The following is a 13,403-nucleotide window of genomic DNA, read 5'->3' on the forward strand; positions in this document are numbered from 1 at the left end:
AAGAGTAGTAGCCCCTACACCACGTTTTCTCATCTCCATTTCAAAAGGAAGCGAGCCAAACTCTTCTATTTTAGCCTAATAACACCTGATAGTTTCCATCAGAGTCTCACCCAATGCCTCTATCGGAAGCAAAGCTGCCACAGGAGACTGTGGCCTTAAATAATTTGTATTCATTGGTTTTATCATTAAAATCCGATTGATTTACCATTTTTGAATCTCGGCATCATTCACTGGTTAAAATAACAGTAGTTGTATTTCTTTCAGTTTGAAAGATTGAACTACTGTTATGATGCCTTCTGCCCTCTTATCTGTCAGGATTTCCTAAGTCACCCTGATAATCTTGATTTTCTTCTGGTATTCCAAAATGTTTTATTGCCAGGTCATAAGCCTCTAAAATCCAGCCTGTGGATTCAAGCCATTCGATGGGTGTTTTATTTGCCATTTTTGCTTGCTGATATATATTTTGTCCGGATGCTACGGTAAATTCCTTGTAAAGAATCTGGTAGAGTCCCTGGGTGGTCATCCCATACCAGATCGAATAATTTTGCATCATTTGCCCCAGTTCTTTTCTGACTTTGGTGAAAAGCGGGTTGAAGTTTTCTATCTGTAAACTTGTTTGAGCTGCCTTGATATGGGTTATTTCGTCTGTCAAGGAATCTTGTGCATCCCTGATGCTACTTATTTCGTGTGCCAAAAATGTTTGCCAGGAGTTCAATATTTTTATTTCCCTTTTAGTTTCTTTGGTGGACTTTGTTAGTTCATAGAGGTTTTTTACTACCTGTACCCAAAGCTTTTGATTGAATGACTGTTCTTGAACTGTTTTTCGAACATAAGCAAATGATTGAACCAGTTTGGATTTAAAGGCAACCACCTTTTTCGTGTTCCTGGAAAGGGTACCAATGAAGATGGCCTGATTTTCATTAAGGTAGCAGAATTTTAGGGTAGTTGCCCCTACATCACGTTTTCTCGTTTCGGTCTCAAACCGAAACGAGCCAAACTCTTCTATTTTAGCCTGATAACGCTTAATAGTTTCCATTAAATTTTGATGTTTAATACCCAGTGCTTCAGCCACCAACCTGCTATCTACCACTTGTATTTCGTTTTTTATTTCAACAGGTAATAAGCCTTCCAGTGAAGCTTGTGTTGAGTTGTCTTTGTTCATTGATTTTGTCATTAACATAAGTTTTGAGTGGGGCGAAAACGTTTTTTTAGAAAGTAATATCTTTCCCGGTTCCTCATTCGCCCCTTGTTATTTTTGAAAACTAAACTGTTCTGTGTCCCCTATCTATAATATTTAAGATAACAGGGGGGGAGCTCACCAATATGCTACCCTGCCTTTTCCAATTCTGTCAGAATAAAATGTAAGCCAATCATTTCCACATCCGTAAAGTGAGCCGTTCGCGGAGTAAAACTCAGGGGGATGTCAGAAGGCTCGCCTGTAGGCTGCTTAATTACTTCCAGTTGAGCCGCTATTTCATACTCCGGACGATCCAGCCACATGGTTACATCTGCATAAGTGTTCAGTAAAGCATTGATTTTAGTCACCTTTTGTATATTGTCATCTTCTGCCTGGGGCAATGGGGTAAATACAATGCAAGGGATGTTTAACACACTGGCAAGCTTTTTTAATTCCTGAATATTATTTTGAGTGTCTCCACCCACTACCTGATGTAAATCATCTACAATGATGAGTTTAACCTGATTGTAATAGGCGTGATAAAGGCATTTGCGTCTGAACTCCTCAAATGCAAGCCCTCTGATGTTACAGGCAATGAAATTAAGATTAAAGGTAGCCATTAACGTATCCTGGTATTTTTTGTACTTTGCATCTTCGGGACTTTCTTTGATGTGCTCTATTTCCATCAGGTCAATATCACTCATGGCTGATGCCATGCGATGCCTGATGTCTCTTTCTTTGCCTGCCGAACAAAAGAATATACCCATATCGTGGTGGTGTATAAGTGCATCGAGAGCCAAACTTACCGCCAGGCTGGTTTTACCTGCTTTAGGGTAAGAAGCAATATGAGTAAGGGGTTGGGTAAGGTGAAATAAATCGGCTGTCATCATAAGAGTTATCTTGATTTAAAATGTTTGAAAAACCTATTTTTGCTATTTGCTGGCAGGATTTACTTTTCTTCAAAGTCATCCGGATTCCTGCTAAATCCTCTCAGAGAGCTGTAGGTAGTGTTTGAGGAGGTATAACCTCTCCATTAGCCATTTGCCAAAACTCTCTTCTAAATTTTCAAATCTTTGGCACATTCGACTGACATACGAATAACATCAAAGGGGCTTCTCTTCCTGCCTTTTTATTTTTCCGCAACTTGAAGGGAAAATTGATAGTCAGCGAGTTATGTAAAGCTTCCTCTAAAACCTTCTTTGCATTGTTACTTTGTCTGTCAACACTGAACCAGGTCATAAGTCTGGTTCTGTTTTTGGGTAGCGAGTTTAAGTCCTTCCCTACCACTACCTGCCCTCTGGATCACTTTTGCAAGCTTTTAAAGTAAGTGTGCTTGCCAATGAACTGCAATGGTATGGTTACATTGGTTGGTTTGGCTTTGTTCTTTGCCAGGATAAGTTGCGTAATGCCCTGGGTATCTTCCGGTACCCGGTGGAGAAATAAAACAGTATCAGCATTTTTGGTGGCTTCCAGATCAGCCAGGCAAGGCGGTCGTCTTTCCAAGGCATGTGAACGATTTAACTGTACTACAGCAATGATGGATATTTGCAGTTCACTGGCCATTTTTTTTAGTTGCTCTGTGATCCAGGCGAGTTCCTGAGACCTGCTACCAAAAGATTGTTCTTTGACTTCAATGAACTGAATAAAGTCAATGCATACGAGTTGAATATCGTGTTTAACTTTGAACCGCATGATTTTGGTCTTTAACTTCTGAAGTGGAAAACTACTGCTGTCATCAATAAATATTGGACGTTGGTTCAACAGTTGGACTTGTTTTTCAAGTGAAGCAAATTCTTCCCTGGTCAGTTGTCCCGACCTGCTGCTGTTCATCTCTACCCTTGCTTCGGTGCATATCATTTTGTGAACAAGGCAATCCGTTGGTGATTCCAGGTTAAAGATCAGAGTAGGGGTGTTTTCTTTGCTGGCACTGTGGGCAAACATTGCCATTAAAGAGGTTTTACCCAAGCTGGAAAGTGAAGCAATCAAAGTAAGTTGCCCCTTTTGCCATCCACCTGTGAGTTGATCCAATTCTTCAAAACCACTTCTAATGCCAGAAATTTCTGCCGGGGTCTTATTCTGTGATTGATTGTTACTTTGCTTTTTCATTTGATAACTCTTTTGTTGTTTTTATTTAATTCTTATGAATGCCTTTTATTTGTCAAAATCGTCAGGGTTTTGACTAAACCCTCTGAACTGTTTTGCCGGGAGTGATTGTGTTGCCCTGCCTGGCTGCTCAGGTTTTTGGGTGGGCTCTCTCCAAAACTGTTGATTCAAGTCCTGAAATCTGAGGTGCTGAGGAACGAACTCCAGCAGAATCGTTCCCGGTTTACCATCCCTATGCTTGGCAATGATGAGTTCAGTGACTCCTTCGGTAGAGTTTCCAAGGTGATCTTCGGTAACTCCGTAATAAGCTGGTCGGTAGAGAAATGCGATGGTGTCGGCCGACTGTTCTATTTCTCCTGATTCCCTCAAATCGGCCATCACAGGACGTTTATCCCCTGGTCTGGTTTCTACCCCCCGGTTAAGCTGAGAGAGTGCAATGATGGGGATATCCATTTCTTTGGCGAGCGCCTTTAAATCCTTGACAATGGTGGCTACTTCCAGCTGTCGGTTTTGGCTTGCCTGACCACTATGCCCTTTCATCAACTGAAGGTAGTCAATGATTACACACTCTACCTGATGGCTAAACACCAGCCGTCGTACTTTTGCTTTGAATTGAAGCAGGGATAGTTGTGGGGTGTCATCAATAAAGAGGTTAGGTTTCTGGATGAGCTTTTCTGCCTGCCTTATCTTCGGTACCTCTTCCTGGGACAGCGCTCTGTTTTTGATTCTTTTCGACGCAATGCCTGAACACATGGCAAGTAGCCTGTAACCCAGCTCTCTTGCGCTCATTTCAAGTGAAAAGAAGGCCACAGGTCGCTCAAATACTTCTGCGGCATTGAGGGCAAGGTTCAGGGCAAAGGCGGTTTTACCCATTGCGGGTCGGGCTGCTAACACGGTCAGCGTTGCCTTGTCAAATCCCCCAATATGCTTATCCAGGCTATACAAACCCGACGGTATCTTGTTTTTCTGAATTCTTTGCGGGTTTGCTACATCCTCCTCAAGCGTGAGTATGTTTTCTGAAACTATTTTTGATGCCCGGCTGAACTGCTTCTTTATTCCTGTCTCGCTTAGTTGAAATACATCGTTTGCCAGGTCATCTATGACCTCGAATGCATCGCTGGTGTGGTCAAAGGCCGCTTTACGGATTTTGGAGCTGATCTCGATCAACCGCCGCTTTATTGCCTGTTCTACCAGAATGTGGGCATGGTACACAATATTGGCGGAGGAATTCACCAGGGAGGTCAGCTTCATCACAAAAGCGGGACCTCCTGCCATTTCAAGTTTACCTGTTTGCCTTAGTTGCTGAGTTACTGTAAGCATATCTACTGGGTTGGCTTGCGCAAACAGCTCCAGTATTGCCTGATAAACCTCCTTGTGGGCAGGCTTATAAAAGTAATCGGGTTGCAGCAAGTCAATGACCTGCATAAAGGCAGGTTGTTCAATGAGTATCGCTCCGAGTACCGCTTCTTCTATATCGATGGCTTGAGGAGGAACCTGTCCTTGTACTACCATTGTTTTTTTGGCCATGGGTTTTGATCAGTTTTTGAGTGATTATTTTTTGAGTTTTATGCTAATACCAGTCTGGTCTGGTGGCGGGCTCAAAGTCCTGTTGGTAGGAGGTATACATTATTTGCCCCATTTCCTTCTTTCGTTGATAGTCTTGTTTTTTTTGAACTCTATCGAGGTCTTTCGACCAGTCTCTGCCATAGCCATTGCCTTCAATTGTGAGCCAGTTTTTGAGGCTGTAGTTGGTCGTTACCCCTGGGGTTTGAATAAAGCGTTGATACATTTGCAGGTTTTGCCGCATTTGTTGAATGCTCAGGTCACGCTCCTGTTGAATGTTTGAAATTTGTTGCATAAGGTTTCCCAACTCCTTTTTGGAAGGCAAAATGTTAAAGGCTTCGTAGGTTTCTTGTGCCAGATGATAAGTCTCGTGCTGTCTGGCAGCATCTTTTGCCGCAGTATTTTCTGGTTTTTGCTCTGCCTGATTCGCAGACGCTTGTGTTGTGTCTGCTGGAGCAGCTGACAGGGCATTACGGCGAACCGTGGCTTCACTAATCAAACCTTCCTGAATAAGCGACAGGTTATCACTGAAATATTTTTCTGCCATTGTTACAGTGCTGCCTTCCTCAGTAAATATTTGAATGACTTCTTCTTTGGAAGGTACCGGATTTACCAAGTGTTTTGATTCTTGCTGACCAGATGGTGCGGGTTTGTTTTGGGGCATTTCTTTGGCAACAGACTTATCTTTTTCGCTTACCTGAGTTGATTGTTTTTCTGAATAAATTTCCTCTTTTACCTTTTGGTTTTCATTTGTGGGGGTAACCGATGCTTTTTTTTCCAAAGCATTTATTCTGTTCAGGAGCGACTCATTGGTTTTAGCGGTTTCTTTTTGCCGTTCCAGTTCCCTGGCTTCCAGGGTTGCCATTCTTTTTTCCATAGCCGCCATTTTGCTTAGGAGCACCTGAGTGTTTGCACTGGCTTCCTTTTGCCGTTCCAGTTCTCTGGCTTCCATTGCCTTTACGTTTTTTTCCAGAGCAGCTAAATCTTTGTTCAGTTTTTCGTGGTCATTAACTCCTGCCTGACAATGTTCTTTTTTTAACAAAACATTTTCCTCCTTCTCTTCTTCTTGCACAGCAGTGAATATTTGTTCTTTACTTTCAAAAATTTCTTTTTCTTCTTTTTCTTTAGAAAGAGTATAGGTTTTATCAATAACTATATTATCTTTAACTATATTATTGTGCGAACAACTGTATGATGTTGCTTCGATAAACTGTTCGATGTCACTTCGATCAATCTTTCGTTGTCCCAAGAGAGTTTCAATGAGTATATCGAAGAATTGTTCGTTATTTGATAGAACAATGGTTCGATCTTTACTGATTTCTCCTATGAGTTCGAACAATTGTTTCTTTCGGCTCTCAAGTCCTGGTAAATGATGCAACTGCGATTCATTGGGCAAAATACAGGTGTTTTCAAAAATTTTTTGGGCAATGCCTGAAAAAGCAAAATAAGCCCCCAATCCTTTTCGATTGGGATGAGGGATTAAAAATCCAGCGTTGACTAACTTTTCCAGTTTTTTCTGAATGCCCCGATCACTTTTTATCTCAAGTGCGGGCAAGTCTTGACGACACTTTTTAGCCTGTAACCAAAAATACTCAATCTCTCCTTCTTTGATAGACTTATTTTTACCACTTCTGGCAAAGTCGTGTGCCCAGCCAAGAATCGCATGCTCGTCCAGTTTAAGACTGATGCCTTGCCGGATGACTGCCTCAAAATCGAGGTTGATTCGTTTTTTATAGGTGTTATCTGTTTGTTTTTGATTTTTCATCACTAATTATTTAAGGTAAATTGAGACAGTACATCAGGAGCCTTTAAACAACTTTTGGGTGATAGGAGAAAAAGCGTAGTAAGCACCTATCCCCTGCCGATTGTAGTGGGGAACAAGCAGGTCTTGCTTTACCAGTTTTTCGATGATTTTCCGGATTCCTCTATCAGTCTTAATTTTGAGGGTAGGCAGGGCATCCCGAACACCCTTTGGAGTAAAACAATAATACCTGATACCATCATCCTCAAGAGGTTCAAGAGTGCCATCCCAGGCAGCTTCATAAGCCCAGGTCAAAACCACATGCTCAGTGAGCTTAAGGTCTGTTTGATTTTGAATAAGCGCGTGAAAATCAAGAATTAAATTTTTTTTGTAAGGCATTGTTATTTAGTTTGATGAATTAATTTTTATTTGTTTTAGCATTTGTGTAAGACAGCTTTCGCTGCTTTTTCGTCTTCATTGCTGAGGCCTTGCCCCGTTGCCGCCTGTCTGTTTTTACCTGGGTTTCCAAGGCTTTTTTTTCCAATAGTTTACGATCCCGGCAAGATAAAAACGCCCGTAACTTACGTTTGCTGCGGGCAATTTTCTTTGGTACATATATCCACGTATTTTGATTGATTTGTACCCTGACTTTGCCCCGCAATCTCTTCTGACGGATTTGGGCAAGCACTTTGGCTTTACGTCGATCTTCCCAGGTAATTTCCCAGCTCATGATAAATATTTTTAGTTGGTTACTTAATTTTCCCGGTTACATAGAACACCGATAGCTACAGTTCTCTGTGTCACAAAGAAGTATTCGATGGTATTCGTATACCGATAAAACCTTTGCTTTATGGAGCGAGCATAAAACAAGGTTCATATAGTTACAAGTGATTTTTTTTGCCCAGGAATTTTGGGCATAGTAATACGTTTTATGAGCAATCCAGCCGTGATAACAAGTCTTAGGTCTCCCTTCGTCTTAGATACAGTGAACAGTTCAGCTATCTGGAAAGAAAAGGTCGCACCGGGTTGAAACAGTGCTTCCTTTCTTACGCTCTTTTTTCAGGCATTTATAAATTAACCCTGAAAAAAGCTTTCGTCATCTTCTTCTGATTTTCCTTCATTTTTTTGGCAAGCCCGTTCACGACGAAGGTTTTCTGCTTTACGTTTAAAATGAAAGAATATTTTTGATCTGATCTTTCCTCCGAAACTTTCAGGAAACTCAAAAAGAGTGAGCCGTTTTCCTTCAAAAACAATGGTTTGGATAGGTAAATCCTCTGCCTGAGGATATCTTTCTTTGAAGTCACGGTAGAACAAACTACCATTTAAGTGTTTAAGGTCAGTAATAGTGAAATCTTTGATATTACTTTCAAAAATCTTTTGAAGCACAGTAGTGCTCTTAGGAGCACTCTTTTGCGGGCGCTTCTTTGGCTTATTCATTTAATCTTACTTTGGATAAACAATTTATTGAACTACTGGCTTGAGGTATCTATCGAGTTCTAAAATTGGTTTTGCCGGGTTGCCTAAGCAGACACCTGGCTACATTTATCTTTTTGTTTGAAGTAAGAGGTTATCCGGGTTTCTATTTGATGAGCAAAACTTGCCGGAAATTTAAAAAGTCTGATCTGTTCGTTTCCAAAAGTGATCACTTGAACAGGTAAGGAGTCTGGTTCCTGCCACACATTATAGAGTAACCAGGCATTTAAGTTGCGAAGATCACTGGCAGTAAAGTTGTCAATATTACTTTCATAAATTTTTTGCAGTATGGTCACTTTTCTTGCTATACGCTTCCTTGTGCGTTTGTTGAATTCATTCATAATTTGATCTGTTTATTTAATATTTATTATTAAGTAAGTTGCTTGTGGATAAAAAGACAGAACTGACTCAACAGTTTGTTTACTACCTGAGCCAGCCTGAATTCTACTTTATAGTATTTTTACAATTAACTCCTATTATTTTTTTGCAGGCGTTTTTTACGCAATGCATTAAGGTCTTTTCCTTAACGAGATGCAAATATTGAAAACAAGATGTTTACCTGCAAACATTATTTAAAATATTTAATAATTTTTTTGGAGAATTATTTTTATCAAAAATGATAGTAATAAAAAATACGATTAAATTTTGGAATGTAAGGTTAAGTTTATATTATTGCAGGATGTTTGGGTTCTTTCATTTGGGGAGTTATACAACAAGTAATGTTTTTGTGTAATTTTCCTTATGCTCTACGAGCGTTAGCTCCACCTATTTTCAATAATTTTTCGTGTACATTCACTCCAATTTGTTGTCAGTTAGCTTGCTTGACATCAAATTCTTTCTCAAAGAAACCCCACTTTCTTATTCCTTAGCTTAATTCAAAATGTTTCCAAAAAAACATTCAGGGCACTTTTATGCTTTTTTTTTGGGAAGATGGCGGAATTATAAGTCTGAACCTCTTTGTTTGCTCCGACAGTAATCAATTACATTTCTGTGTGGACATAAGCAAAAGAGGTACAACAACTCTCTGGTTGCCTGTTTGGTAAACCGCATGGGTTTGTTGTAGGTAATCAGACTAAAAATTCGCTCATTTTGAAACAAGGCTTCTATTGCTATTTTCTCATATATGATATTTTGTGGAAGTAAATGGAATTGCTATATTTGCACTAAAATAAAATATATAACAATTACCAACATTAAACATTACAAATGGGAATAGATATAGGTTTTAAAGAAAGGTTACTTAAAATTATACAAGATTTAGGGTATAACAGAAAAACATTTGCTGAAGAAATAGATGTACCCATCACAAGCGTTTATCAATACATCAGAGAAAAAAGCGCCATCAAGCCTTCGCTTAATTTTTTTATTAAGTTTTTAGATCGGTTTCCGAATGTGAATGGCAACTGGTTACTCACAGGTCAGGGAACTCCCCTCCTGAGCATGGATGGGAGCAGGAGTAATCAAAGTGGGCTGGTAAAAAATCTAAGAGAGCAGGTATTGACACAACAAACGCTTATTGATACGTTGTTTCAGGAAAATACTTATTTGAAATCAGAACTGGACGCAGTCAAAAGAGCCAATGAAAATTCTGGTACTCAAATTAAAGGCTAAATTTTGGATGAATAGTTTTAGTTAAAGTAAGTGTAAAACCTTCTCTGCTTCGATCGGAGAAGGTTTTTTTATGAAACTTCTCCTCTTGTATATATACTCTCGGATATTTTTATGCTTCCTTTGTTTCCAGATTATTCAACAACCTTTCTGCCTCATCAATTTTCTGCTGTGCTTCCTGAAAAAGCTGGCTGCTCTCCCGGAAAAGAGCAATCCCCTCCTTTAATAAAGTTTTTACCTGTCCATGAGGGGCATGGTACTCCATCATTTCTGTCGCGGTTAATTGAAATATTTGAGCAATGCTGGTAATCTCATCGAGGTCGAATGCCTGAGTACGGCCATTCTCCAGTCTCTCATAAGATTGTTTGCCCCACTTCAGTTTATCAGCCATTTGTTGTTGGGTAAACCCATGACTTTTGCGCAGTTGTTTGACTATTTTCAGTAGTTCCTTTTTTTTCATTTTGCTAAAATACCCGGTTTTTATTTTCTATACATCAGTAATTGATGCTTTTTTATGTGATAAGTAGTCGTTTTATTTGCAAACAGTCTTTAAATGACTATTTTTAAATTATTAAGACATAATTAAGTGATGTTTTTCAACTTCTTGCCTGCATTTGCGGGTAAATTAATACCTGACTAACTATGAATAAAAATACTTTTTTACAAAAAATCAAAAAAGCCAATTCAACTTCTGAGTTAAATACTAAGAATCCTTATGATGAGAAACATAAAAGCTCTCAGTATAAGGAGTATTACCAGAAGGCAGACACCTACATGACAGGCAAGTCGTACCTGGAACGGCGAGTGGTGTGGTATAAACTAGGCAAAAGCTTTCGCTTGTTTTATCACCCGGTTTCGGTTGTGCTTGCCCTTATTACAGCTGTTTTACTTGCTACCCGCCATCTGGATTTTAAATCGTTGGGGGTTATTACTACCCTGTTGCTACTCCTCACATTGGTATGCCTTATCATAATTTTTGGAGCTTTGGAATGGGGCAAGAAAGAGAAGGCAACCGACGTGTTTTACAAGCGGGCAAATGGAAATGAAGTACCACTAATACAATGGGGGTATCTAAGTTTATTTGTGATTTCATCACTTGTGGTGAGTGCGGTGGGTGGAGCTTTGATTGGGGATTCACAGATTGACCAGTCCAAGGCTATTGCCGCTGCTGAGACCCAAAAAGTGCAGCAGATCAAAAAGAAAAACCAACCTCGCCTGACTCAGCTTAGTAATACCATTGCCGGGCTCGAAAACCTGTCTGTAAATGCCCAACTCAGGCGTTGGGGGCTGACAGTAAAAGAGCAGGAAAACCTGGAGGCGGGCAAAGCAGAAAAATTGGCGCTGGAGAAAGAACAGCTGGATGAGATCACTCAGGTAAAAACTAAATATGAGGCAGCAACCAGCACCAATGATCATTACCGGACAATGGGCATAGGCATTGGTTTTTCGCTGGTGCTGCTGATGGAACTACTCACGATTTATGCCTATTACTTTCATAGTGTTTTTATGAAACGGGTACAGGAAGAAGGGAACGAATATGATATTTTGAATTCTAAGGAAAGTACAAGTGATGACCCAGGCGGCAAACCTTCTCCGGAACAAATTACCGAGGCAATTGTGGCTGGCATACTTCAGGTGGCAAATGCAGGAAGCAAGGCTGGTTTATACCCTACTGATGGTGTTACATTACCTGATAATCATCCCAGTCATTCAAGCATTAATACAACGGCAGGTGACATCAACAGAGATGCAACAGTTGAGGCAGTTAAACCACCTAAAGCAGATAACGCCCCGGTTGACAGTGAAGATGGTGTTGTATCAGTCACACCTGATGCAACAGTTAAACCACCTGAAACAGAGGATAACAGTTGTATCAGTCAAAACAGTTTAAACGGTGTTAAAACACCTGTAAACAAAGACGTGAACACTATCAAAACAGGTAAAAACAGCCATGGCAGTCATACCAGTCAAAACAGTGTTAAAACACCCATCAACGAGGGTATGGGCACGGTCAAAACACCTAAAAAAGAGGATAACAGTGATGGCAGTTACACCAGTCAAAACAGTTTAAACGGGATCCACACGCTCACCAGTGTTGTACCTGTTAAAATGGTGTCTAAACACCCTAAATCAAAAACCAGAAAAGCAACAGGTGTAACAGGTACACCTGTTAAGGCAGGCGCAAAGAAAACCAGTAAAAATGGTTATTACATTCCACCAGAGTGTTTTGACAGGTATTACCAGGGACGCGACCGAACCGACGACCCTTATCGGAAATTAAGGTGGTATGAAGAGGTGTTGCCTGATTTGATAAAGGGAGTAAAGTATGCCGATATTCTACAGAAAAAATATAAAGTGTACGACTTTTGTCAGGACAGGTATGTAGTGAAACACATTAGTGATACTACGCTTAGGATTACACTGGTGAAGGGTTTGAAAAGTTTAGCTGACTCTGAATAGTACAAAAAAACAACCCTCTTCTTTTTGATTAAGGAAGGGGGGAGGTTAAGAGATGGTGACTTTTCGGGGGTAAGGTTATTTAGTTATAGGCAACTGCAAGCCCTCCCTGAGAGTTAAGCTCATAAGGGTCACGTAAAACAAAGGTTTTTGCGGTATGATCAATGTTTGCCTGTACCGAAGAATTATCCCTGATGCCAAACCTTATGATGGGTTGGCTATCCCCAAAGTCATAAATTTCGAGTTTTCACAACCCAAATTCGGTGGCTTTGGTATCACTTACTCCACCCCTGAGTTGATCCACATCAATTTGTAAACTCATACGTATTTTGTTAATGATATTAAAATATGATATTTATTCTAGCATAGAATAGATCAAAGTCTTACTTTTGCTACTGAAATCACTATATCTAATGCCTCAGGTTTTAGATATCCTGGCAGGGAGATAGAGGTATATTTTTCTGTCAGGTTTTTGTTTATGCCAGCCCATTAGAGCAATTAACTGCCAGGGCTTCAACCTGAATCCCACCACACCCGCATCTTTTGAAAAATAAGCCGCCTCATTTTTATCACCCTTAATCACTCCATTAAGCCCCTTTACAGCAAATATTACACACTATACCAGTAACCGTTTCATTGTCTGATATCTCAGTTGTCGGACTTGCCTTCTCTTGTTGCAAAAACACAAAATAATAATCAATTAAGTCTTGGATGTACTCTTTGGTTTTTTGCCCACTCACAAATCTGATTTACAGATTTTCCATTGCTTGGTTGATTAGCTTGCTTACTGATTTAGCATTTCATACTTTTTGGCTTTCTCCTGAATAGTTAGTACCTGCTGCTTGCCCACCCCCGCTGCGACTGCCTTACGAATCGCCTCTTTCTCACTGATCTGAAACTCCCTGAATACGGTTTGCCAGGCAGTATGGTTTTGCCAGTAGGCGCGTTCTTTTTCGGTAAGGTTTTCGGCCAGTAAAATGACCACTTGGTTACCCGCAGCAAAAAGGCATTCGATGAGTTGGCGGGTAAAAGCCAGTGGCTCAGTGGTAGACTTGGTTTTCTGAGTAACTTTGCCACCACCATCAATTATTGCTTCATTGGCGGCAAGCGAAACCACGGGCAAGCCTTGGCAAGTAGCCCATGCTGCTTTGCCCGAAAAGGGTAGCCCTACGGTACAATACAAGGTAGGGAGTGGGGGTTGATCTTGTTTTTTCATGGTGATTTGATTAAATAAAATAACTGGCAAAAATGCCGAGAAAGTGCATGATGTCGCTATTTTCT

13 protein-coding genes are annotated in these 13,403 nt (G+C 40.3%); 2 read left to right on the plus strand and 11 right to left on the minus strand.

Annotation, left to right across the window (positions count from 1 at the left end):
* Window positions 1-304: 304 nt before the first annotated feature.
* The 9 genes from Q0954_RS29470 to Q0954_RS29510 all read right to left on the minus strand — a co-directional run bounded on the left by Q0954_RS29470 (window position 305) and on the right by Q0954_RS29510 (window position 8,398).
* Window positions 305-1,162, minus strand: a complete 858-nt coding sequence (locus tag Q0954_RS29470; protein WP_299463988.1) for a Rha family transcriptional regulator — start codon at window positions 1,160-1,162, stop codon at window positions 305-307.
* Between the two features lie 164 nt (window positions 1,163-1,326).
* Window positions 1,327-2,067, minus strand: a complete 741-nt coding sequence (locus Q0954_RS29475) for a DnaB-like helicase C-terminal domain-containing protein (protein WP_299463991.1) — start codon at window positions 2,065-2,067, stop codon at window positions 1,327-1,329.
* A 412-nt stretch (window positions 2,068-2,479) separates the two neighbouring features.
* Entirely contained in the window at window positions 2,480-3,283 is an 804-nt protein-coding gene (locus Q0954_RS29480) for a DnaB-like helicase C-terminal domain-containing protein (protein WP_299463994.1), read from the minus strand.
* Between the two features lie 45 nt (window positions 3,284-3,328).
* Window positions 3,329-4,807 carry a replicative DNA helicase gene (gene dnaB / locus Q0954_RS29485; RefSeq protein WP_299463997.1) on the minus strand — a complete coding sequence of 493 codons (1,479 nt, stop codon included), beginning with the start codon at window positions 4,805-4,807 and terminating at the stop codon, window positions 3,329-3,331.
* Between the two features lie 43 nt (window positions 4,808-4,850).
* Window positions 4,851-6,608 (minus strand): hypothetical protein, encoded by a 1,758-nt coding sequence (locus Q0954_RS29490; protein WP_299464000.1) that lies wholly within the window; start codon window positions 6,606-6,608, stop codon window positions 4,851-4,853.
* 33 nt (window positions 6,609-6,641) lie between these two features.
* Entirely contained in the window at window positions 6,642-6,983 is a 342-nt protein-coding gene (locus tag Q0954_RS29495) for a hypothetical protein (RefSeq protein WP_004155868.1), read from the minus strand.
* 19 nt (window positions 6,984-7,002) lie between these two features.
* Window positions 7,003-7,314 carry a hypothetical protein gene (locus Q0954_RS29500; RefSeq protein WP_299464006.1) on the minus strand — a complete coding sequence of 104 codons (312 nt, stop codon included), beginning with the start codon at window positions 7,312-7,314 and terminating at the stop codon, window positions 7,003-7,005.
* Window positions 7,315-7,658: 344 nt separating this feature from the next.
* Window positions 7,659-8,021 carry a hypothetical protein gene (locus Q0954_RS29505; protein WP_299464009.1) on the minus strand — a complete coding sequence of 121 codons (363 nt, stop codon included), beginning with the start codon at window positions 8,019-8,021 and terminating at the stop codon, window positions 7,659-7,661.
* Window positions 8,022-8,104: 83 nt separating this feature from the next.
* On the minus strand, window positions 8,105-8,398 hold the full coding sequence (locus tag Q0954_RS29510; protein ID WP_299464012.1) for a hypothetical protein: 294 nt from the start codon (window positions 8,396-8,398) through the stop codon (window positions 8,105-8,107).
* Window positions 8,399-9,263: 865 nt separating this feature from the next.
* On the opposite strand from Q0954_RS29510, the gene Q0954_RS29515 reads away from it, so the two are divergent.
* Window positions 9,264-9,668, plus strand: a complete 405-nt coding sequence (locus Q0954_RS29515; RefSeq protein ID WP_004155872.1) for a helix-turn-helix transcriptional regulator — start codon at window positions 9,264-9,266, stop codon at window positions 9,666-9,668.
* 109 nt (window positions 9,669-9,777) lie between these two features.
* Here Q0954_RS29515 and Q0954_RS29520 read toward each other — a convergent pair whose 3' ends face one another.
* A complete protein-coding gene (locus Q0954_RS29520; protein ID WP_299464017.1) occupies window positions 9,778-10,125 on the minus strand; it encodes a helix-turn-helix transcriptional regulator in 348 nt (115 codons plus the stop codon).
* Window positions 10,126-10,307: 182 nt separating this feature from the next.
* Between Q0954_RS29520 and Q0954_RS29525 the strand changes: the two genes are divergently transcribed.
* Entirely contained in the window at window positions 10,308-12,125 is a 1,818-nt protein-coding gene (locus tag Q0954_RS29525; protein WP_299464020.1) for a hypothetical protein, read from the plus strand.
* A gap of 781 nt (window positions 12,126-12,906) precedes the next feature.
* Here the strand turns inward: Q0954_RS29525 and Q0954_RS29530 are convergent.
* Window positions 12,907-13,403: hypothetical protein (locus tag Q0954_RS29530; RefSeq protein WP_299464023.1), on the minus strand; the 497-nt coding region annotated here is incomplete at its 5' end.

Origin of the sequence: uncultured Microscilla sp. (assembly GCF_947493425.1) — a bacterium.
Lineage (GTDB): Bacteria > Bacteroidota > Bacteroidia > Cytophagales > Microscillaceae > Microscilla.